Origin of the sequence: Halolamina sp. (assembly GCF_036626355.1) — an archaeon.
Taxonomy (GTDB): Archaea; Halobacteriota; Halobacteria; order Halobacteriales; family Haloferacaceae; genus Halolamina.
On the sequence record NZ_JAZKRY010000029.1, the window covers coordinates 1 to 20,806 of the forward strand.

Sequence of the window (20,806 nt, forward strand, 5' to 3'; positions counted from 1 at the left end):
GCTCGACGAGGTCGTCGTCGCTGTGGTCGATCTCCTCGACGGGCGCGTCGACCGAGCGGACGCTCACACACCGCTCCGAGAGGTGGTGCTCGTGAGCCTGTTCGTGGCTCATCGGCACGGTCTCGTCGAGGATGGTGAGCCAGGTGAACCGGTCGGCGACCATCGCCGCGGTGTGGATCGTCGTTTCGGCCGGGCCGACGACGGGGATGTCCAGGAGCTCTCGCAGTGCCCGGATGCCGGGGTCGCCGAAGCAGCCGATAACAAGTGCATCGAACTCCTCGGCGACTTCGTCGGCCGTCTGCATCGTGCCGACGACACACCACGCTTCCTCGACAGCGCTCTCGATGCTCGTCGGGCCGGGGCCCTCTGCCTCGAGCACAGTGACGTCGACGTGTTCGGGAGTGAGGACGTTCGACACGCGCTCACGCCGGTTCTTCTCCTCCTCGGGCAGCCCGACGCCGGGAACGAGGTAGCAGACGTCGACCATCAGGCCACCTCCGTAACGTCGGCGACGAGGTCACGCGCCCGTTCCAGTTCGCCGACGACGGTGTTCTGCTCCCGTGTCAGCTGTGTTTCCACGAACCGCGCCTCGTCGCCCTCGGTTACCTCGAACTTCCGGGCAACGGCGTAGCGCGGGAACGGCTCCCGATTGGTGGCTGGGTCCTGCTCGAACTGGCCGCGCTCTACGAGGTAGAGACGCGTCAGCACGCGGGAGAGTGAGGTGATCGTGTCGTTGGCGACGGCTGGGTCGATGTTGCCGTTGCGGGCGGCCTTCTGGAACGTCTGGAGCTCGCCCTCGAGCGCGTCGAGTCGCTCGAGCGTCGGCGAGAAATCGAAACGCTCGCCGGCAGTCTCATCGTAGCGCTCGACGGCCTCACGCAGCTTCGCGGCGGTCCGGGCGTGGTCGAACGGCAGCACCTCGGCGTTGAGCACGCGGGCGACCGCGGTGACGTACACCCGAATGTCCCGGAGCAGTTCGTCTTCGCCGGCCTTCTCCAGGGTGTCAGTCGAGACGTGCCAGGCGTCGGAGTTGCCACCGCAGCCGCCGACGCCGTGGTAGCCCCGACGCTCGCGCTCCTCGGCGGGGATGTTCGAGGAGAGCATGAAGAAGCCGGTGATCCCCAGGTTGTCGAAGGAGTAGTCGCCCGCGCGGAACGGGAACTGCTCCTCGTAGGGGGTGCCTGCGACGTCGTCGATGGCGCCGCCGACGAGTTCGTGGGCCTCCGGGCACCAGCAGGACATGTCGGTGTACTCGGTGCTGTCTTTCGCCCCTGGTGAGTCCATGTTGACCTGGGCGACACAGTTGTCGGCCAGTTCCTTCGCGAACGTGTCCGCGTACCAGGTCGACCCGGCGTAGCGGCCCGTCGAGTGGCCCGGCCACCAGGCGACACGGAGGTTCCGCGTCAGTTCGTCGCTGTGTTCGTTGAACACCCGGGCGGACTCGAGCAGGCCCGCGTCGCCGGTTGCGTTGTCGGTGATGCCGACGTACCAGGAGTCGTAGTGCCCGTGAAGCAGCAGGAACTCGTCGGTCTCCGGTTCGGCCTCACCCTCGATTTCGGCGACAACGACGGGACAGTCCATCCAGTCGGTGGTGAGATCCGTCGAAATTTCGAGTTCCAGCCCCTCCTCGCTCTCGGCCCACTCCATCAGCGTCTCGCCGTCGGGCTGATTGACGTTGACGATGGGGACGTCCGGAATCTTGTCGCGCTCGTCGTAGCGCGGCGCGCCGCCCCAGATGGGCGTGGCGATACCGTTGTGTGGCTCGCGGTCGTGCTTGTGGATGGCGACGACGCCGATGGCGCCTTTCTCCGAGAGCTTTCGCACCGCTCGGATGGAGAGACTCCCGGCTTTCGTGAGCGCGATGGCGCCCGTCAGGTCACCGATATCGTGGTAGGGCTCGTGAGGACCTGTATCCTCGTCGAGCAGGTCGCCGCCGGCGGCGCCGACGTACTCCACGGGACCCGAGACCGTTGTCGAGGCCGAAAAGGAAACGGTTTTCACCGGCCCTGGCTCGAACTCCTTGTTCAGCGTCTCGATAGTCGCGTCGTGGGGCTGGCTGATGTAGAGCTCCGGCTCGTGCCGGTCGTAGGAGATCCCGTTTGCCTCCAGCCGGTCACAGATGTAGTCCGCGGCGGCGACCTCGTCGTCGCTGCCGGACATGCGGTTCAGCGTCGAGAACTCCTCGAGGAGGTCCCATGGTTCGTCGAGCGACACCTCGTCGACGAGCGCTCCGTCGAACTCGTCGAGGGCATCTCTATTGGTGGCAGGTTGGCTCATTGACTTCCGTTCGCGGGTGCGGTAGCCCGGCGCATAAACATTTGGCAAACGTCAGCACGAATTGTGAGTCGGCGGCAGGACCCGCCGTCACCACGGTGGCCTCCCTGCGGGTCTGCCCCGACGGCCCCGACCCATGAGTACAAGACACGCCCTCCCCACGTCTCCACTCATGCGCGCTGCACACGTCACCCAATACGGCGACCCGGATGAAGCGCTGGAGATTGTCTCCGTCGACCCTCCCGAACCCGGTCCCGGCGAAGTCCGGGTCGACGTCGAGGCGGTTGCACTCAACCACCTCGACGTGTTCGCCCGGAAAGGCCACCCCGGGGACGAAGGGGACTTTCCGAAGCGGTCGGGCTGTGACATTGCCGGCGTCGTCGGCGCGGTCGGCACCCAAGTCGATGAGGAGCGGATCGGCGACGAGGTGGTCGTCTACCCAGGCGTCTCCTGTGGCGACTGCGAGTTCTGTGAGATCGGCGAGCAGACAATGTGCGCCGAGTACGAGATCATCGGCGAGAACCGCCCCGGTGGGCTGGCCGACTCCGTCACCGTCCCGGCCGAGACACTGGAGCCGAAACCCGAACCACTGGATTTCGTCACCGCGGCGGCCGTCCCGGTGACCTTCACGACCGCCTGGCGGATGATCGTCGGCGCCGGCGAACTCCGCCCCGCCGAGACGGCGCTGATTCTCGGCGCCAGCGGCGGCGTCGGCAACGCGGCGCTCCAGATCGCCGAGCGCCTCGGCGCGACGATCTACGCGACGACGTCCTCGGAGCGGAAAGCCGACTTGCTAGAGCAGTGGGCTGACGAGATCATCGATTACACCGATACCCCCCACGACAAGGCGGTACTGGACCTCACTGATGGCCGCGGGGTGGACCTCGTCGCCGAGCACGTGGGCGAGGAGACGTGGCAGAAGAGCATCAACAGTCTCGCGATGGGCGGGCGCATGGTCGTCTGTGGTGCCACGAGCGGCGCGGATCCGGATATCGATATCCGCTCGATCTACCAGCATCACCGACAGATCCGCGGCGCGCCGATGGGGAACCGCACTCAGTTCCGCGACGTGCTCTCGCTGGTTGCCAGCGGCGAACTGACGCCGCAGATCGACCGCGTGCTCCCGCTTTCGGATATCGCAGAGGGCCACCGGGCAATCGAGAACCGTGAGGTCGTCGGGAAAGTAGTGCTGAAACCCTAATCGACGACGGTATCTCGACCGAGCAGGAGAAACCCCTGCTCTCGGCCTCAGTCCACGCGTTTTCCGTTTTTGAACACCACGGTCGGCTCCCCGAGCGTTGCCGGCCTCTCGACGGGAGGCGCGGGGAGAATATGCAGGTCCGCCGCTCGGCCCTCAGCGATGCGGCCGGCCTCGTCCTCGACTCCGGCAGCGCGGGCGGCTTCCGTAGTCACGGCGCGGAGCGCGCGCTCCGGACTGGCGCCGAGGTCCACCAGATGCTCCACCTCCGTCGGGAGCCGACCGTGCATGCTGTCAGTGCCGAGTGCAACCCCGATCTCCCCCTCAAGCAGCGGCTCCCAGACCTCCCGTTTGCGGGCCTCCGCGACTTTCGCCATCACCGCCGCGTTGTCCGCGTCGCTGCCCTCGATGCCGTCAGGTTCGTGCAGGATGCTGAACGTCCCGACGGCATGTGCACAGCACTGAGCGTATTATCGGAGGTTGATGTCCACACCGACATCCTGATCGACATATCAGAGGACGGTGCCCACGAACTTCTGAACGGGGCCGCGAGGTTTGCCGAAAAGGCCGGCATCGAACCAACGTCGAAACCGGTGGAATACGGGCCATCGATTCACGAAGCGATCTTTCCGTCTATCGAAGAGACGATAGCAACCTCGTCGTCGCCACGGGCTTCGACCGGTACGTCCTCTGACACAGGGGGCGGGTTTCAACGAGACGCTCGACAGATTCGTGACGAGTGAGAAACGGTCAGCCGTTGTTCGGGCCACGCACGCCGGAGCTTACTCACCGCGCTCAATCGGGACGCCGATCATATTTCCCCACTCGGTCCACGAGCCATCATAGTTCCGGACGTTCTCGTCGCCGAGCAGTTCCGCGAGTACGAACCACGTGACTGACGAACGCTCGCCGATCCGACAGTAGACGATCACGTCGTCGTCGGGATCGACACCGTGGGACTCGTAGACGCGACGAAGCTCGTTTGGTGACTTGAATCGCCCGTCGGGACGGATGTTCTCGGCCCAGAAGACGTTCTTCGCTCCGGGAATGTGTCCTCCGCGCATCGCGGCCTCGTCGATGCCGGGTGGCTTCGTGATATCGCCACGGAACTCCGCTGGGAGCCGCACGTCGACGAATACCGTTTCAGTGTCGAGTGCTCCGAAGATATCCTCACGATAGGCTCGAACCCCCGGCCTGGCAGGCGGACCGAGTTCGCCGCCGTACTCCACGCTCGGCGGATCGACTGGATCGGTCGTGCTCGGATAGTCGTGTTCGATCCAGTACTGGCGACCGCCGTCCATGACCCGGGTGTCCGGGTGGCCGTAGTAGGTGAGTTGCCAATAGAGGTGAGTCGCGAACCAGTTCGAGTTGTCGCCGTAGACGACAACCGTCGTCTCCGCGGTGATTCCGCACGCTCCGAGAAATGACTCCATCTGCTCGGGCCCGAGAATATCGTGGGAATCGGCAGCACGGAGGTCCGTCTGCCAGTCGACGCAGACGGCACCGGGTGCGTGGCCGGTTTCGTAGAACGCGGTGTTGACGTCGACCTCGAGGAGCCTGGTGTCGGGCTCGTCGGAAACGAACTGGTCCAGTCGCGCGTTGACCCACTCCGGACTGACAAGGACGTCCGCAGGATACTGTGCTTCGGGCGTGCTATCGGTCCACGTCTGTTTGCCGTTCGCTGGTGTGTTCTCGTCAGTCATAGTTGCTGGTCGGCGAATCGTTTTGCCAGCTCCGCAGTCGCACGCCGGAGCCGATACGATACGGTCGAACGTGGAAGCGCAAGTTCGTCGGCGAGCTCGTCGAGCGTCACCTTGCGAGGCGTTTCGAAGTAGCCGCGCTCGACAGCCAGCTTCAGAACCTCGCGCTGTTCTGCACGGATGTCTACCGGCGAAAGGAGGCCACTATCCCAGCGATCGATTTCTGTCAGGTGTTTAAAAGAAAACGATAGCCCCTCGCCGAGTTTTGCAGACAGCGTGTCGTATAAAAATCCGATCTTCGAATCGTCCTGCACCAACACCCGCCACCGAACCGTGTCGCCGGTCCGGCTCTGCTGGAAAAGGACGCCGCCGTCGACGTACTTTGCGGTGATAAATGGGACGGTCTCACAGTGGTCTCTGTCGGAAACGTACGTGTAGGCTACTCTCCGGCGTTGCTCCTCCGTCAGAAGACTCGCGGTTCGGCTCAAATTGCACTCCCGGTCGCTGATCGACTCCCGCTCGACGGACTCGTCGAGCAGCAGTTGGTCGATGACCGCGAGATCGCCCGGGTCACCCGTGACCGATTCGAGCGTCCACAGTTCGGAGGGGTCGTGACACGAGTAAATCGCTTCCGACCTGAGGGACTCGCGCTGCATGAATACGTCGACGTACTCGTCGGCACCGGCGTTATACGTTATCTCGAAGCTGAAATCGTACATGATGGTCGGTGTGGCGGGCCTCGTCTGTGGGAGCGTCGTCCTCGTCTGAGTGGATGTCGTGAGTCGGGTGTCAGTAGTTGATTGGGTTGGCTCTCGACAACGTATCGGATATGGGTCCGACGTATTTAGATTGTCTTGTCTGGAATTTCCGAGTCCGAGTCAACGACCCCACCCTACTTCGCTCACCCTAACGGGTCCGCTCGTAGAGGGTGTGGCTTGTCCGTGAACTCGGCTTCGAACCCTTCCGGGTGGGCGTTGAACAGGTAGTCGATGGCCTCCGGAGCCAGCTGGTGGTTCCCGCCGTCGTCGCATTCGCTGCTCGAGCGAGGGGCTCTCCCAGGATGCTATCGTCACTGGGGTAGGGGCGCTGTTGTTCATTCCGAGTGCGGTACCGTGGCCAGACGGAACGGCGTGGCCCCTTCACCTCGTCAGTGTCGAAGAAGACACAACTTGGACACGTATCGCAGTCGACACCACCGAGCTTCGATTCACGCACACCGTACATGGGACCGGGACGATAGTCAACTTTAATATCGACAAACTGGTACGTTCGACCGTGCCGGGTTCAGATTCGCGCCCCCTGTCTGCGCGAACCTCGATCGCTGGGCCGGAATCGGATATTCAGATCGTCTCACAGACGTGGTTTGGACACGACGACCAGACCGCTGTGGGCAGTTTGCTCCCGCTTTCGTCGAACCGTACGGCGCGCTGGTCGTCGACGGGGACCGCATCGTGCTCGTGATTCGGGCGCACGGGGCAAACGGTGTCGCAGACTATATCGAGGCTCGAGTGGTTGGCGGCCACGAAAAGGAGCAATATCGTCAGTCGTCATTGCGAGGTCGATGCCTCGTCGTCTGCAGATTCATCATCGAATTCGAGTTCCGTCGCTGCCTCCGCCTTGCAGGCCGCATCCTCCTCATCTGCGAACGCAAGCCGGAGTTCGACGCCGTGCTCACGGAGGAGATCACGCATGGTCCAGCGCTCGACAGCAGCAAGCCTCGCGGCATCACCGAGCGTGATCCGCTCGCGTTCGTAGCGGGCGACCGCAGCTGCAATGCGCTGGTTTTCGTGTTCTCCGAACTATTCACGCACGAAATCTCACAACGCATCGCTCGTGCCACCAAACACACCAGCCTCGACAGCACCCTCGATGAGGAGATCGAGATCGTCTGGATAGGAGCCGGTGATTCGAGCCATCCGGCTATCCGAACCTACGTCTTCAGACGATCTATGAACGTCGTCTGAATACCAGATGCATTGAGATCGCCGGTCCCAACTTCTGACCATGAGAACTTCATATCGCGATTATTGGTTTATTATCGGTCGAAACCGCTTGGAAGCGCTGTTTTCCCGCCTGAAGCGAATCGCTCATGGGACTCGCTTCCATTGAGTTGGTATGGACGAACGGCTCCGAACCTACGGGTCGCTGGCGGGGGCGATACTGCTGGTGATCGGTGGCACCGTCGCAACTGGCGTGCTCCCGCCGACGCCGGCGTATCAGCTACTGGCCGGCCTCATCATCGTCGGCGGCTTCGCACTGGGCTACATCGGGCTCGAAGGGCTCGAATTCCCAGACTGAGCAGCACAACGCGGAGCGGTTCGAGGAATCAGATGGCGACTGACCCTCGCGGCCGGAGGTCACCCGACGCACCAGCACCGGTCGCTTCAGATCTTCTCGATAACGTTCTCGGCAAACCGCGTAAGCGCCGCTTCGGGGGTATCGTCGCCCGACGGCCCGACAAGGACATGATCCACCCCGAGAGCCTGGAGTTTTCGGAAGTACTCGCGGAACCACTCCACACCAGCATGGTAGCCCTGGTGGCGGGGCTCCGGCTCGGCGGTCGGGTCGGCGGCGAGTTCGGTCCGGACAGCCATCGTGTACGGTTTCTGGCCGGCGGCGACACGCCAGTCCTCGAGATACGACTCCAGTGTCTCATCGGGGAGGTGATAGAACAGCCAGCCGTCGCCGTGTTCGGCGATCCAGTCGACGGTCTGCCGGGCGTTCCCGGTTGGAAGCAGCGGAATCGTCCCTTTCGCCGGCTTCGGGACCGGGTCGAGCGCACCCGAAAGCTCCCCCCGCGCGAACTCGTGGTCAGGAAACTCCCCCGCCCAGACGGTCCGAAGCAGGTCGACGCTCTCGCGGAACAGTTCGCCGCGCTCCTCGCGGTCGATACCGAACGCGTCGAACTCGGGGTCCCGGTCGCCAGTCGCAATGCCCAGCACCAGCCGGCCATCCGAGAGCCGGTCGACGGTGGCCGCGCTGGTGGCGACGTGAATCGGATGGCGGAGCGGGAGGACGATGCTTGCGGTGCCGAGCGCGATCTCGTCGGTATAAGCAGCGACGTGGCTGAGCCACGGCCATGGCTCGTAGGTCTGGCCCGTGTCGCCAAAGCGTGGCCAGTGGGTGGGGACGTCCCGAGCCCACAGCGCGTCGTAGCCGAGAGACTCGGCGTGGCTCGCGAGACGCATCTCCTCGTCGACCGGCGGCCGGCTCTCGGTATGACCGGTCAGCGGGAAGCCAACGCCGAACGTCAGGTCGTCGCCGCCGAACAGCCGATCGTAGCCAGGATGGTCCTCGACGGTGGTCACGGGACGGTGTTCGCGAGGCCCGGGTATACGGGCTGCGGTCGCGGCGATGGCCGGAACACGTTCGGGACGGAATGTAGGACCGATTGTCCCGTAGTATCAGCTATGGCTGGATTCCCCTTACCGTTCGGCGGCGACGACGCCACGGCGTTCGACGAGTACGACGCGTTCGTCCCCGAACATCTCCCCGACCCCGGTGAGTTCCTGGAGGGTCATGCTGTCCTCACGGACGCGGACCACCTGGCCTTTCACCGGCTGACCAGGGCGCTGTTCCAGGAGCGCGGGGTGTACGACATGACGTTCGGCTATAATCTGGCGCGACTCAACCTCGACAGCCGCCACGAGAACGCAGGAGTCCGGTACGCCGAGGAAGCCGATGACCCGGCAGTGCTCCGCGCCGAGTTCACGCCGACGACGCCGTTCTGTCCCCAGACGTCGACGCTCACGGTCGGGGCGTTCCGAGCCTGGAACGGGCTGTCCCATCGCCATGAGTACAGCATCGTTCGCGTTCGGGCTGGGAGGATGCACCACCGGAACGACGAGATCAACGACCAGCTCCGTTCACTGGAGGGCCAGTACCGCGAATCGGACGCTATCGGCGACTCCGAGGCGGCCGTCGGTCAGGGAGAACCCGCAACAAACTATCCAACCAGTCCCGACGACCCCGAGACCCCGTTCTAAGTCGTCGGTTCATCTGGCGGGTCGACCGAGGAGGACTGCTTCTCGTCGCCCGAGCAAGCTTGTCAGTCGCTATCGATGGGCGGTGCCTGCTCAGTATCGGTAGCAGAACCTCCCAGCCGGGGGCCGACGAGAACGTCGACCACGGAATCGGGGCTATGATTCCTGATGACCAACAGCAGGTTCGCGGAGAAGAGCCCGGCACCAACGAGTACCAGCGTCCCGCCGACTGCGGAACTGATCGCAGAGAGCCCGAACAGCTCTGGGGCGACCAGAAGGCCAGTGCCGGCGACGATGCAGGCGAAATCAGCGGCCGCGAGACGGTCGTCGAAACCCAGCACGACGGGGCCTGTTGCTCACCGGCCCCCCGGCACCGCGCGACAGGGACGTCGGTCGAACTGGCGTGCCTATAGCTTCGGGAACGTGGCGACGAACTCGTTCGGACTGCGCCGTTCCACTTCGTAGCCATCGGCGTCGAAGCTGTCGACTTCCGCGTCCATCTCGTAGAACAGCGGCTTCGGGTCGTGGTCGTTGACCAACTGGAGCGTCTCGCCGCTGTCCAGCTCCGAGAACGCCTGGTGAATCTTCGGGTGTCGCTCCGCCGGCGGGATTTCGCGCGCGTCGATACTCTCTTTTGGCATACAGAGACACTCGTCACCGCCGGCACCAGAGCCTTGCTACGAACATGTTTTCGACTGTGGTCACACGCCGCTTCCTCCCCAGTCACCGTGGGCGAGAGAAACACGAACTTGTTCGGCAGTATGCACTGGTGTCCAATCGGCGTATATCCGGTACATCTATGCCACGCCGCATCCGTCGTTTCTGGAGTACGGAAGCACTCGGCGCATGAGGCAGTGCAGCAGGGTCCGAACCAAGCCCACAACCTGACCCACAGAACGCATGTCGACTGACACCACACGTGACCGCGTTCACCCCACAGATGACCGGACACCTACCCAAACAGCGACCGACCAGTGTCGAGAGTGGAGCGATGGAACGTAAGCGGATCAGTCCGGAGGCGCCGGCGCTCCAAGACGTGCTCGACGCGCTGGACGATCAGGACTGTCGGACCATCCTCCGACTGCTCGAGGAACCGCTGACAGTGAACGAACTGACCGAGCGGTGTGATATCCCCCAGTCGACGATGTACCGGAAACTGGACCTGCTCAGTGATGCCTCGCTGGTCGAGGAGAAACTGGAAGTCAGACCTGACGGCCGGCACACCCGGCGCTACGTGGTGAACTTCGACGAAGTACGGCTCTCACTCACCGAGGATCGCTCGCTCGACGTCGAGATCTCTCGAGAACACTCGAGACCCGAGGAGCGACTGTCGGCGCTCTGGTCGGAGGTGCGAAAGGAGACATGAGCCCGGATATGACGACGGTCGTCGTCGCCCTGAAAACCCTCACGCTGTTGCTCGGCGGCTCGATCACCTACTACTCGTTCAAAGCCTACCGGCACACGGGTTCGGCGGCGTTACGGGCGCTTACCCTGGGTTTCGGCACGGTCACCATCGGCGCGCTCCTCGCCGGTATCGTCGACCAGCTCCTCCCGGTCGACCCAACGTTCGCGTTCGTCGTCGAGAGCCTCTTTACGACCGTCGGGTTCGCCGTCATCCTGGCCTCACTCTACATGGAGTGAGCCACGTTAGCTCCCTCGCCGGTCGATGTTGAACCGAAAGGTCCGTTACGCGCCTTCGGTATGATTCTATATGATGTTCAACGAGCAAACCGGGATGTCGGCCGACGAAACTGACGCTTTCCTCGGCCATCACGAGACCGGCGTCCTTTCGCTTGCCCGCGATAGCGACCCATATGCGATCCCAATCTCCTACGGCTTCGACCGTGGCGAGCGACAGTTCTACCTTCGTCTCGTCTCCACCCCCGAAAGCGAGAAACGCTCCTTCCTCGCCTCCTCGCCCGCGAGCCGCCTCGTCGTCTACGAGGAAGCGGAGACGACGTACCGCAGCGCGGTCGTCATCGGCACGCTGGAACGAATCGAGCCCGACGACCTGACGCCGGAGACGATCGAGCAGTACGGTGACACGAGGCGACCGCTGTTCGAAATCTGGAGCGAGGGCACGCGCGATCTCGAGATCGAACTCTACCGGCTGGTGCCCGACGAGATCAACGGAAGACACATCGAGTTCGATCGGGACGAGGAGTAAGCCACTACCGAGGCACCCGGGCTACCGCTGACACTACTGTTCCAGCTGGGAGAACTGCTCGGGGCAGACAGGCTCGCTACAGACCGGGCAGCCGAACTCCAGCAGGCTCTGACGCATCCCCTCGTTCACGGAGATGCATTGGTCACACGCCGTACAGTGGAACTCGTACTCATCCATCGGTCCGATCAGTGGGTCGATTGCTACTCCAGCCGCTTCTGATATCACGCCCCGACAGTTCCCGTTCCGTCGGTGGGCTGGAACCCGACCACGAGAGTCCACCGTCGTAGTCTTCGAGGCCAGTAGGGTCGTCGAGTATCATACTAGTTTCTTTCTCTGCATAGGGGAACTACGTACCGACAGTTCCCATAACGAGGGAAGACCTCACACACTCCGGCGACTGACAAGCCGACCGGCCAGCCAGACCGGACCGATGCTCCAGGCGAGTAAGGCGGCGACGAGCACCGGCGTTGTCAGCCCAGTTCCCACCAGTATCTCCGCCATCCCGCCGGTCACTGTCGGGACTGACTGAAGCGCCAGGACACGGAACACCGTCGCAGGGTTCGCGAGAACGAACGCCGCAAGCCACTCCGACGGGACGAGACCAGCGGCGATGACGCCCACCGAGACCAGGTCGTGGACGAGCGCGACCCAGACCCAGAGCAGGAGGGTTCCGCCGAGTGCGTGGGTCTTCTCCGCCGCAAGCGTCGACACCACCAGCGCGAGCGCGAGGAACGACGCGCCTGCGAGCGCCGAGGCGCCGATGAGCCCGAGATACGCTGGCGTGAGCAGGCCGACGAGCGCCAGCCAGACGCCGCCGCCGCCGAAGCCGATGACGACGGCACCGACGAACACCGCGAGCCGGCCGAGATAGGTGCCGAGCACGACACGTCGGCGCGGAACGGGGAGCGCAAACAGCATCCCCAGCCAGCCGGCCTCCTCGCTGCCGACGATCGCGTCGTAGCCGAACAGCAGCGCAACCAGCGGGAGCAGCAGCGTCGCGAGTTCGACCAGACTCACGACGATCGCATCCGGTCTGACGATCCCGTTCTGGCCCGCGAGCGCGACAACCAGCAGCGAGAGCGACGCGAACAGCACCGTGAGCGCGAGCGCCCAGCGGTTCCGCACGGAGAGTGCGTACTCCTGCCGGGTGACGGTGGCGACCTGCTGCAGCGGTGAGTGGCCCCCGGGCCCCGACGGAAGTTCGACTGCCTGCTCGGTGGCGACCCCGCCGTCCGTCTGGGAGGGTGGCATCTCGTCTTGGTCGGCAGCGGGGCTCTCATTCGGCTCCGAGGCAGGCGGTTCGTCAACACCGCTCATCGGTTCCCCTCCATGCTCGTGACGGGGTGGCTCTCGGCATCGCCGACCAGCGTGCCGAACGCAGTCTCGAGTTCCCCATCACCCTCGCTCTTGAGAGAGTCGACCGACCCCGTAAACAGGAGCTGTCCATCGTGGAGGACGGCCACCTTGTCACAGAGCCGGTCGACCTCCGCGAGCACGTGCGTGGTGACGACGACGGTGAGGCCCGCCTCGCGGCGAAGCCGTTCGATGATGCGGTGAAACTCGGCGACGCCAAGCGGGTCGAGACCGGCGGTCGGCTCGTCGAGCAGCAGGAGTTTCGGGCGCGCGAGCAGCGCGGACGCGAGCGCGAGCCGGCGGTTCATCCCGTTGGAGTAGCCGCCAACGCGGCGATCCGCGGCGTCGGCGAGTCCGACTGTCCCGAGCGCTGCCTCGACTCTATCGGCCCGGTCTGCAGCCGGGAGCCCCCGCATCTTTGCGTGGAACTCGAGCACCTCGCGACCGGTGAGCGACGGCGGGAAGCCGGCGTTCTCGGGCACGTAGCCGACGACCTCGCGGAGGGTATGGCCCGCAGCTGTCACGTCCCGGTTGGCGACGGTCACGGAGCCGGAATCAGGCGTGAGATGCCCCACGAGCAGTTTGAACAGCGTCGATTTGCCGGCGCCGTTCGTCCCGAGCAGGCCGAACGTCGTCTCGGTCGGTATCGACAGCTCTACGCTGTCGAGGGCGACTACGTCGTCGTAGCGTTTCGTCAGGTCAGTCGTCTCTATCGCGTTCATAGTACTCTCTCCAGTTCTCGTGTGGCGGGGTGGTTAGCGGGTGGTAGTCGACGACGCCGGGTGCGTTGATGACCGGCAGGGACTGCTCTGCCTCGCGAATGGCCCGGAACGCGGGGCTCCGGGTGAACACGGCCGCAGTCGGTTGCTCCTGTACGAGCGCCTCGACGAGGCCGGCGGGGCGGTGACGGAGCTCGCTTACTCCGTCGTCGTCCAGGTCGGCCGCGCCGGCATCGTCCCAGTAGTTGCCGCGGTCGGTCTCGTTCCAGACGTGTTGGTTTGCCGTGACCGCCAACACGTTCCGGCCGTTGTCGATGAAGCTGTTGCCGGTGACGCGCTCGTCGGCTGTCCCGGCGGTGAGGTGGATGCCGATGCGGTTGCCGAGTAGCAGATTGTCCGAGATGGGGTTCCGGACCGCGTTCAGCATGTAGATGCCCCGACCGTTGCCGACGAGCGCGTTCCCGCGGATCTCCGAGTCATCGATGCGCTTCAGCAGGATGCCGTGACCGCTGGTCCCCGTGTTGTTCGCGGCGGTGTTGTTCATCACCCTGATATTCTCCGAGAGCATCAAGGCGTACCCCACATCGTTGTCGAACGCGGTGTTGTTCTCCAGCAGGTTGTTGTCGGAGTACATGTAGTGCACCCCGTAGCGGAGGTCCCACAGCACGTTCCCCCGGGCGGTGACGTTCGAGGCCCAGGAGTAGTAGATGCCGTCCCGCGCGTCGGTGATGCGGTTATCGACGACTCGGCTGTCCGCGGTTTTCCAGAGCTGGATACCGTTACCGCGAGCGGAGCGCGGTTCGACGGACTCCCGACCGACGATGGTGTTGTTCCGGAGCGTGGCGTCGTTGACACCGTCGACCCAGACGCCGAAGGTGACGTCCGTCACGCGGCTGTCGACGAGGCTGACGTTCGGCGCGTCGACCCAGACGCCGGCATCGTTGGTGGAGGCGTCGTACCCCGAGTTCCGCACCCAGACCCCCCGGACCGTCACGTTCGGTGCGTTGACCGTCAGCACGTCGCCCTCGCCGCCGCCGTCGATGGCGGCGAGGCGGTCGGGCGGGCTCGTGATGGTAACGCCGGTCGTGTTCACTTCGACGGGTTCGTCGAACTGCCCGCGGAGGACCACGGTCTGGCCGGGCTCAGCGGCGTTCACGGCGCGCTGAACGGAGTCGTACTCCTCTCCGGCAACTGTGGCGACGCCGGACTCGGTCACGGGGTCGAACTCGTAGCTTGCTGGGACGCCAGCGTCGAAATCCGTTGCCGGGCCCGCGCCGCCGACAGTCGGCCCTGCCGCTGCAGGCACTGGGACGGCCATCGCCCCGGTCAGTGCGGCGGCGACGAGCACCACGAGTGCGGCGAATCCGCGCTCGAGCCCACCTGCCGCCATCAGCGGCTCACCCGGTCATCCGGCTCCTGACTGTCAGTCGTGACCCCGATTCCAGCGCGGTCCCGCACCCAGTCGGGCAGGCCCCGCAGGATGTCGGGGACGTCCCGTACCGTCGCGGTCGAATTGCGTGCCAGCCACGCGACGACGAGCAAACCGATGGCGAGTATCGTGAGATACGCGCCGGCGCCGAACGAGGAGTAGCTCGTGATGTTGGCGACGCTGTAGCTCCCCAACAGCGGCGGGGTGAACGGTTCGACACCCATCACCGGTGCATCCGGGTCCAGCGTGTGACCGGCCTGATAGAGCCGGTACTGGATATCCGCCATCATCACCCCGAAGACGAGCAGCGTGCCCAGAAGCTGGGCGTTGAGACCGCGCCGGAGCTTCGTCACGGTCGGCGCGAGCGCGACGAACACGCCCGTCGCCGCCACGCCGATGAAGGCCAGCGGTCCGAACGACCACTCCGGCACGTCGATGGCTTGCAGACGGGCCTCGTAGTTCGGCTGCCAGTAGACCGGGTCCGGGTAGTAGAACCCGATGTACTGGTTCAGCCGGCTGATCTCCACGTAATCACCGCTGACGCGGGGGTAGGCGTAGAGACCGAGCTGGAGCGTCTCGTTTGGGTACTGCACCGCGTTCATCTCGATGCGCCACATCGGGAGCAGTAGCGCGACGAGGAGCAGCGCGGCCGCTAGCAGCGGCAGGAGCCGCCGAAGCTGACCGAACTCGCTCCATCTCGGTCCGTCCATGGTGTTACTCCCGGGGTTCGACGATCATCCGCGAGCGCATCTCGAGATGGAGTGCGCTGCAGAAGTACGTACAGTAGATCCAGTACACACCCGGTTTCTCGGCGGTGAATGTGGCCTCACGGGTGTCTTTGGGGGCGAGCGCGAGGTGAACGTCGTACTCGGGGATGGCGAACCCGTGGACGATGTCCTGGCTCCCCTCGATGTTGGTCGCGGTGAGCCGGACCTCGTCGCCCTCTTTCACCGTGAAGTCACGCAGGCCGAACTCGCTGCGCTTGACATAGGCCTTGACATCGACCGTCGAGTCGTCAAGACGCTCGACGCCGGAGTCGCCCTCGCCGATGTACTCCTTCTCGCCCTCGTAATCTGCCTGATCCCAGATCCTCGCTGGGTCCAGCTTGTCCTTGTGCGCGAAGATGGCGTCGTGGGGCTCGGGGTAGACCGGGTGGTCCGAGACGAGCTCCATGCCGCCGCTGTCGTCGTCTTTGTCGTTGCCGATGTAGACGAGCTGGTCGTTGTCCGGGTAGATGGGCCCGACCGGGAGGAACCGGTCCTTCGAGAGCTTGTTGAGCACGACCAGCCAGTCGCCGGTCGGCTCGCTGGACATCGCCTGGACGGCCTGGATGTGGCCGGGATTGTAGTGAACGTCGATCTTGCCGAGAATCGGCTCTTCGGAGCCTTTCTCGGCGTTCACCGCGGCCTCGATATCCCATTTCACCACCTGCGAGTCGATGAACAGGGAGGTGTAGCCGTGGCCTCGGCCGTCGTAGGTCGTGTGTAGGGGTCCGAGCCCGAGCTTCGGCTGGCCGACGATGGTGTCGACCGGGTCCGACGCGGTGTCAAGCTTGTCGATATCGATGATCGAGACAGTCGGGGAGAGCTTCCCGGCGACGATCCCGTAGTTGCCGTCGGGTGTGACCTCGACACAGTGAGGCGACTTCGGCGTCGGGATGTACCGAACGACCGGTGAGTCACCACTGTTGTGGCTACTCGCTTTCGTGCCGTCGACGATGGGGATGCCGTTGACTTTCTCCCGGTAATCGCCGGCGTCGACCAGCTCCTGAATCGCGGGCACGTCGAACGCTTTCACGAAGTCCCGGTCGTTCTTGGTCATCTCCTCAATCTCGACGCCCTCCTCGTCGTTGTACGCGGAGGCGAGCACCCAGCGGCCGTCCTTGTCGGAGTCGACGATGTCGAGGTTGCCGTCGACCTCGACCTGCCAGCGGACGTCCATGGTTTCGGGATCGATAGCTGAGAACAGCGAGACGTACTCGTCAGGGTTGTTGATATCGCTCCCGTCGTTGGGGAGCGGGGTCCGGAACTCGCTGTTGGCGAACACGTAGTTGGTGTCCGGGCTCTGGATACAGCAGCCGTGAACCGACTGGACGTTCGGGATGTCGAGGATTGCGTCGGTCTCGAAGTAGTTGAGATTCACCCGCGCGACGCGGCCGTTGGCCTTGTCATTGACGAAGATGTACTCCCCGTCGTACTTCCCGCCGGTCTCCGAAAGGCTCGGGTGGTGGGAGTCGCCCCACGTGTAGTCGCCCGCTTCCTCGAGCATCCCGCTGGTATCGTTGGAGAAGCCGTACCCCTTCGCTGGCTCGGGGTTGAACACCGGGATGCGAGTGAGTTCGCGCATGGACGGCATGCCCATGACCCGGATTTCCCCGGAATGACCGCCGGACCAGAAGCCGTAGTACGTGTCGTGTTCGCCCGGCGCGACGGTGTGTTCGGGAACGTCATTGCTGCCCGAGTTCTCGTCCGTCGCCGCGCCGCTACTCCCAATGCCCGAACAGCCCGCGAGCGTACCGATGGCACCGGCTGCGGCGCCGGCCTTCATCAGACCACGCCGGCTCATGTCGAGGCCAAGCGACGGGAGTGTCGACTCGGCTTCCGGCGCGTCGGGTCCCTCAACCTCCGCGAGCAGGTCGTTCAGCTGTTTCTCGTGTTCTGCGATCAGTTCGTCGTCGTCAGTTTCCGGGCGTTCCTCGTCAGTCTCGTCAGTGTTGGTGGTACTCATATTAAATCACCTTCACGAATCCGACCATTCCGTTCATCTCGTGGGGGATGCAGTAGTACTTGTACTCGCCTTTCGTCTCGAACGTGTGCTCGTAGGTGCCGCCCTCCGTGACGTTGCCGTCGTCGGGATAGCCGTCCTTCGCGGCCTGCTGGGAGTCGAACCCGCCGGACGCGAAGTAGGTCGCTCCGTCCGGAATTTCGTCCTCGTAGGCGGTGATCGAGTGGCCAATCGAACCGACGTTCTCCCAGGTAACCGTGGTTCCGGCCTCGACTTCGATTCGTTTGGGTGCGAAAGCAAGGTCGTCGGTCATATCGACCGTCTCCGTCGGGGAGTCCGAGGAGCCTGCCGAACTCGAACTACAGCCAGCAAGCCCGAGCGAGAGGCCCGTTGCAGCGACACCAGTGACAAATCGTCTCCGCGATAAGTCATGTCTCATTTTTCCACGAATCCGGGTAGGGGAGGGCGGTATTAGAACCGTGAACCGCGTTCCCGGGTCCTGGAAAGAAACGAATTGTTTCGGCGGATGGTTTATACCATCCCGAAATACTCGCTTCACTTCTGCACAGTGGACAGTCTTCGACGTGTCCAGTTAGCAACCCGTGTGTGGGAAACACACCCAGTCCCTCTTGGGGGAGCCTCCGCTGATTTCGCCGTCGAAACCCCGAGAAAACCCTCGTTGCTCCGCTTTCACCACCGGAACACCGATAGTCAGCGTGCCGTGAGCCTCAAAACGTTCCCTCCGAGACGCGCTCGGACTGTTCATCCGTCCATGCATCCGGAGCCGGCCCGTCGTACTCCTCCGGAATATACGGACAGAGCGGGTCGCTCGCGAGCGGACTCCCCGTGTGGGCGTATGCACGCGAACGACTCCCGCCACAGACGTACCGGTACGGACAGGCACCGCATTTCCCGGTGAACGAGTCCGGATCGCGCAGTGACTCGAACAGCGAGGAGTGCCGATAGCGCTCGACGAGGCTCTCGCCCCTGACGTTACCCACCGAGACCGGAAGGAAGCCGGAGGGATAGAGTTCGCCCAGGTGACTGACGAAGGCGAAGCCGGCACCGGCCCGGACACCGGTTCGGCGGCCGATCTCGTCTGCGGTGGGCGTCGCCGTGCCGTCCTCACCGCGCCGCCGTTGTGCTGCCACCCGGCGGTACTGGGGCGCTTCCGTCGATTTCACGCCGAACGATGCCTCATCGGCGACGTCGAGCAGCCACTTCATCACCGAGTCGCTCCGTTCGAGGGAGATCGGGTCGAGCAGCTCCCCTCGACCGACCGGGACGAGGAAGAACACTGACCAGAGCACGGCGCCGAGGTCGGCGACGAGTTCGCGAATCGCCGGCAGCTCGTCGACGGTCCGCGCGCAGACGGTCGTGTTTACCTGGAGCGGGATGCCGGCGTCCCTGGCATGCCGGGCCGCACGGATCGTCTCACGGAGGCTCCCTGGCTCCCCACGGAACTCGTCGTGGGACTCCGGTGTCGCCCCGTCGATACTGAGCGCCATGCGGCGGAGCCCGGCATCGGCGAGGGCGTCGAGACGGTCACTGGTCAGGGAGGCGGTGCCGCTTGGCGTGAGCGTGATCTGAAGCCCCTGGTCGACGCCGTAGCTGACCAGGTGCTCGACGTCGTCTCGGGTCAGCGGATCGCCCCCGGAGAAGACGACCAGCTGGTCGTCCCCGAACCGGGCGGCTTCGTCGAGCAATGCCTCCCCCTCCTCGGTCGTCAGCTCGTCGGGGTGGCGACGCTCCTGGGCGTCCGCCCGGCAGTGATCACATGTCAGCGCACAGGCCTGGGTTACCTCCCAGACGAGAACGAACGGCCGCTCGTCGATACCGATAGCGCGTGGATTCATCGTCCATTTCACTGCTGGAGTTCCGTGGCGGAAGCTACTCTCACGAACGTGTTCGGTCAGCGCATCTCGGCCGGGGCCCCAGCCGTCGGGTCCTCGATCCCCGTCGTCGCGAACTCCTTCATGACGCGCTCCTCGGCGCGGTGGAGCGTCTCGCTCGTCGTGGATTTTGCCAACCCAACGACGTCGGCGAGTTCCGTCAGCGAACAGCGTCGTGGCGTATCGTAGTAGCCGTGTTCGATGGCTGCAGCGATGAGTGACTGCTGGCGGTCCGTCAGTAGATCCTCGGTGCCCGCCACCTCCGGCTGGAGATAGTCGACGCTGTAACTGATACCCAACGCGTCGAACTGCTCGCCCAGCCCCGAGATCGACTCGTGTGAGGCGGTCAACGCCCACGTCGCCTCGCCGTTCTGAACCTCGAAGGGAAGCTCCAATGGGAGCCCCGACCCGCGGGCCGCAAACAGGAGCAGCGGGAGGTCCGTCCGGAACTCGATCAGACACTTCTCGTGGGTGCGCTGGAGCAGTTCCATCGAATCGACGGCCGAGTGAGACTGGATGTCCTCGATGATGCCGTCCTGCTCCGGGCAGCAGACCTCCGCCAGACCGACCCCGCTCTCGGCTTCGGCGATCGCTGCCACAATTCGAATGCTGGCGTCAGGGTACCGTCTCGTTATCTCTCCCGGCCACGTTCTCTCCGGGATCGTGAGGGTGAGTTTGGCTTCTGGCATGTCTCTGTGCCATCGTTGTGTACCAATAAGCCAGTCGATATCCCCGAACATGTTCGTATCACACTTGTTCGAGCCGAGCATGTTCGGCAGAACTGGCACACCTGCATGGGAAGGTACTCGATATATGGCCGATCAGACTCTCGACGTTCGGAAAGTCGACGGCGAGCCGTTCGACAGCATCATGACCGCGTTGGAGGGCCTCGACGATGCGGAGACGCTGGAGTTGGTCAACAGCTTCGAGCCCGAACCGCTGTACTTCGTTCTCGACCAGCGGGGTTTCAGCCACGAAACCGAACAGGTCGAGGAAGACGAGTGGCACGTCCGTATCGAAGAGGCGTAAGCGTCGCCGCGACTGGCGCTCCCTATTCGTTCCAGATTGCGGTCACGACAACGTCGCCGGCGTTGACCGTTTCGTACTGGTAGTTCCGGTCTGTGAGCCGCGGGTAGAGATGCTGTGGCGCCCGGTCGTTCAGTTGGACGAGCACGCTCCCATCGAGCGCTTCGAGCCGTTCGAGCGTGTTCTGGAGCGGTTCGGGCGGCGGCAGCTCTCGGGCATCCAGATACTCACAGCGGCAGTCGGTCGGCACCGTGCTGTCGACGAACAGTTCCTCGAGCGGGGGGAGCTGATCAGTTACCATTGGTCATTCCTCGAGCTCCATCCTTGCGAGGATTCTCCCG

General features: G+C 64.1%; 25 protein-coding genes and 2 pseudogenes. 8 read left to right on the forward strand and 19 right to left on the reverse strand.

Going from position 1 to position 20,806, the window contains the following annotated elements; translation table 11 throughout:
• Positions 1 to 487, reverse strand: a 487-nt coding sequence (locus V5A38_RS06425; protein WP_332324922.1) for an aspartate/glutamate racemase family protein, incomplete at its 3' end; no start/stop codon positions are given.
• Positions 487 to 2,277 (reverse strand): M28 family peptidase, encoded by a 1,791-nt coding sequence (locus V5A38_RS06430; RefSeq protein WP_332324923.1) that lies wholly within the window; start codon positions 2,275 to 2,277, stop codon positions 487 to 489. The genes V5A38_RS06430 and V5A38_RS06425, both read right to left, overlap by 1 nt.
• Before the next feature lie 169 nt (positions 2,278 to 2,446).
• Here V5A38_RS06430 and V5A38_RS06435 point away from each other — a divergent pair, with 169 nt between their 5' ends.
• Positions 2,447 to 3,475 (forward strand): zinc-binding dehydrogenase, encoded by a 1,029-nt coding sequence (locus tag V5A38_RS06435; RefSeq protein ID WP_332324924.1) that lies wholly within the window; start codon positions 2,447 to 2,449, stop codon positions 3,473 to 3,475.
• A gap of 47 nt (positions 3,476 to 3,522) precedes the next feature.
• Here the strand turns inward: V5A38_RS06435 and V5A38_RS06440 are convergent, their stop codons facing one another.
• The gene (locus V5A38_RS06440) at positions 3,523 to 3,849 is read right to left on the reverse strand and encodes an amidohydrolase family protein (RefSeq protein WP_332324925.1); all 327 of its coding nucleotides are present in this window, start codon (positions 3,847 to 3,849) and stop codon (positions 3,523 to 3,525) included.
• Positions 3,850 to 3,894: 45 nt separating this feature from the next.
• Here V5A38_RS06440 and V5A38_RS06445 point away from each other — a divergent pair, with 45 nt between their 5' ends.
• Positions 3,895 to 4,215 carry a hypothetical protein gene (locus V5A38_RS06445; RefSeq protein WP_332324926.1) on the forward strand — a complete coding sequence of 107 codons (321 nt, stop codon included), beginning with the start codon at positions 3,895 to 3,897 and terminating at the stop codon, positions 4,213 to 4,215.
• A 39-nt stretch (positions 4,216 to 4,254) separates the two neighbouring features.
• Here the strand turns inward: V5A38_RS06445 and V5A38_RS06450 are convergent, their stop codons facing one another.
• From V5A38_RS06450 to V5A38_RS14615, 3 genes and pseudogenes are all read right to left on the reverse strand, one after another.
• Complete coding sequence (locus tag V5A38_RS06450; protein ID WP_332324927.1) at positions 4,255 to 5,175, reverse strand: sulfurtransferase; 921 nt, start codon at positions 5,173 to 5,175, stop codon at positions 4,255 to 4,257.
• Positions 5,172 to 5,891 carry a helix-turn-helix domain-containing protein gene (locus tag V5A38_RS06455; RefSeq protein WP_332324928.1) on the reverse strand — a complete coding sequence of 240 codons (720 nt, stop codon included), beginning with the start codon at positions 5,889 to 5,891 and terminating at the stop codon, positions 5,172 to 5,174. Before V5A38_RS06455 ends, V5A38_RS06450 begins: the two co-directional genes overlap by 4 nt.
• A gap of 828 nt (positions 5,892 to 6,719) precedes the next feature.
• Positions 6,720 to 7,088: pseudogene (locus tag V5A38_RS14615) on the reverse strand (UPF0175 family protein).
• A 199-nt stretch (positions 7,089 to 7,287) separates the two neighbouring features.
• Between V5A38_RS14615 and V5A38_RS06465 the strand changes: the two are divergent.
• Entirely contained in the window at positions 7,288 to 7,470 is a 183-nt protein-coding gene (locus V5A38_RS06465; RefSeq protein ID WP_332324929.1) for a hypothetical protein, read from the forward strand.
• Between the two features lie 86 nt (positions 7,471 to 7,556).
• Here V5A38_RS06465 and V5A38_RS06470 read toward each other — a convergent pair whose 3' ends face one another.
• Positions 7,557 to 8,480: a TIGR03571 family LLM class oxidoreductase gene (locus V5A38_RS06470; protein ID WP_332324930.1), complete on the reverse strand. Its 924-nt coding sequence runs from the start codon at positions 8,478 to 8,480 to the stop codon at positions 7,557 to 7,559.
• A gap of 102 nt (positions 8,481 to 8,582) precedes the next feature.
• Here V5A38_RS06470 and V5A38_RS06475 point away from each other — a divergent pair, with 102 nt between their 5' ends.
• Positions 8,583 to 9,158: a hypothetical protein gene (locus V5A38_RS06475; protein ID WP_332324931.1), complete on the forward strand. Its 576-nt coding sequence runs from the start codon at positions 8,583 to 8,585 to the stop codon at positions 9,156 to 9,158.
• A gap of 62 nt (positions 9,159 to 9,220) precedes the next feature.
• Here the strand turns inward: V5A38_RS06475 and V5A38_RS06480 are convergent, their stop codons facing one another.
• Together V5A38_RS06480 and V5A38_RS06485 are read right to left on the reverse strand one after the other, a co-directional pair.
• Positions 9,221 to 9,496 (reverse strand): hypothetical protein, encoded by a 276-nt coding sequence (locus tag V5A38_RS06480; RefSeq protein WP_332324932.1) that lies wholly within the window; start codon positions 9,494 to 9,496, stop codon positions 9,221 to 9,223.
• 66 nt (positions 9,497 to 9,562) lie between these two features.
• On the reverse strand, positions 9,563 to 9,796 hold the full coding sequence (locus tag V5A38_RS06485) for a DUF2249 domain-containing protein (protein WP_332324933.1): 234 nt from the start codon (positions 9,794 to 9,796) through the stop codon (positions 9,563 to 9,565).
• A 350-nt stretch (positions 9,797 to 10,146) separates the two neighbouring features.
• On the opposite strand from V5A38_RS06485, the gene V5A38_RS06490 reads away from it, so the two are divergent.
• The 3 genes from V5A38_RS06490 to V5A38_RS06500 all read left to right on the forward strand — a co-directional run bounded on the left by V5A38_RS06490 (position 10,147) and on the right by V5A38_RS06500 (position 11,322).
• Positions 10,147 to 10,521, forward strand: a complete 375-nt coding sequence (locus V5A38_RS06490) for a helix-turn-helix domain-containing protein (protein ID WP_332324934.1) — start codon at positions 10,147 to 10,149, stop codon at positions 10,519 to 10,521.
• Entirely contained in the window at positions 10,518 to 10,796 is a 279-nt protein-coding gene (locus V5A38_RS06495) for a hypothetical protein (RefSeq protein ID WP_332324935.1), read from the forward strand. The genes V5A38_RS06490 and V5A38_RS06495 overlap by 4 nt, the downstream gene beginning before the upstream one ends.
• Positions 10,797 to 10,866: 70 nt before the next feature.
• Positions 10,867 to 11,322, forward strand: a complete 456-nt coding sequence (locus tag V5A38_RS06500) for a pyridoxamine 5'-phosphate oxidase family protein (RefSeq protein WP_332324936.1) — start codon at positions 10,867 to 10,869, stop codon at positions 11,320 to 11,322.
• Positions 11,323 to 11,355: 33 nt separating this feature from the next.
• Here the strand turns inward: V5A38_RS06500 and V5A38_RS06505 are convergent, their stop codons facing one another.
• The 9 genes and pseudogenes from V5A38_RS06505 to V5A38_RS06545 all read right to left on the reverse strand — a co-directional run bounded on the left by V5A38_RS06505 (position 11,356) and on the right by V5A38_RS06545 (position 20,128).
• A complete protein-coding gene (locus tag V5A38_RS06505; protein ID WP_332324937.1) occupies positions 11,356 to 11,499 on the reverse strand; it encodes a zinc ribbon domain-containing protein in 144 nt (47 codons plus the stop codon).
• Between the two features lie 204 nt (positions 11,500 to 11,703).
• On the reverse strand, positions 11,704 to 12,639 hold the full coding sequence (locus V5A38_RS06510) for an ABC transporter permease subunit (RefSeq protein WP_332324938.1): 936 nt from the start codon (positions 12,637 to 12,639) through the stop codon (positions 11,704 to 11,706).
• Positions 12,640 to 12,719: 80 nt separating this feature from the next.
• Positions 12,720 to 13,397: pseudogene (locus V5A38_RS06515) on the reverse strand (ABC transporter ATP-binding protein); the annotation flags it as partial.
• Entirely contained in the window at positions 13,375 to 14,784 is a 1,410-nt protein-coding gene (gene nosD, locus V5A38_RS06520; RefSeq protein WP_332324940.1) for a nitrous oxide reductase family maturation protein NosD, read from the reverse strand. The gene nosD and the pseudogene V5A38_RS06515, both read right to left, overlap by 23 nt.
• A complete protein-coding gene (locus V5A38_RS06525; RefSeq protein WP_332324941.1) occupies positions 14,784 to 15,533 on the reverse strand; it encodes a hypothetical protein in 750 nt (249 codons plus the stop codon). Before V5A38_RS06525 ends, nosD begins: the two co-directional genes overlap by 1 nt.
• A gap of 4 nt (positions 15,534 to 15,537) precedes the next feature.
• Positions 15,538 to 17,550 carry a TAT-dependent nitrous-oxide reductase gene (nosZ, locus tag V5A38_RS06530; protein WP_332324942.1) on the reverse strand — a complete coding sequence of 671 codons (2,013 nt, stop codon included), beginning with the start codon at positions 17,548 to 17,550 and terminating at the stop codon, positions 15,538 to 15,540.
• 1 nt (position 17,551) lies between these two features.
• Complete coding sequence (locus V5A38_RS06535; protein WP_345786275.1) at positions 17,552 to 17,986, reverse strand: plastocyanin/azurin family copper-binding protein; 435 nt, start codon at positions 17,984 to 17,986, stop codon at positions 17,552 to 17,554.
• Positions 17,987 to 18,275: 289 nt separating this feature from the next.
• The gene (locus V5A38_RS06540) at positions 18,276 to 19,403 is read right to left on the reverse strand and encodes a TIGR04053 family radical SAM/SPASM domain-containing protein (protein ID WP_332324944.1); all 1,128 of its coding nucleotides are present in this window, start codon (positions 19,401 to 19,403) and stop codon (positions 18,276 to 18,278) included.
• 56 nt (positions 19,404 to 19,459) lie between these two features.
• Positions 19,460 to 20,128: a helix-turn-helix domain-containing protein gene (locus tag V5A38_RS06545; protein ID WP_332324945.1), complete on the reverse strand. Its 669-nt coding sequence runs from the start codon at positions 20,126 to 20,128 to the stop codon at positions 19,460 to 19,462.
• 124 nt (positions 20,129 to 20,252) lie between these two features.
• On the opposite strand from V5A38_RS06545, the gene V5A38_RS06550 reads away from it, so the two are divergent.
• Positions 20,253 to 20,468: a DUF2249 domain-containing protein gene (locus V5A38_RS06550; protein WP_332324946.1), complete on the forward strand. Its 216-nt coding sequence runs from the start codon at positions 20,253 to 20,255 to the stop codon at positions 20,466 to 20,468.
• A 22-nt stretch (positions 20,469 to 20,490) separates the two neighbouring features.
• Here the strand turns inward: V5A38_RS06550 and V5A38_RS06555 are convergent, their stop codons facing one another.
• A complete protein-coding gene (locus tag V5A38_RS06555) occupies positions 20,491 to 20,766 on the reverse strand; it encodes a DUF2249 domain-containing protein (protein ID WP_332324947.1) in 276 nt (91 codons plus the stop codon).
• Positions 20,767 to 20,806: the final 40 nt, after the last annotated feature.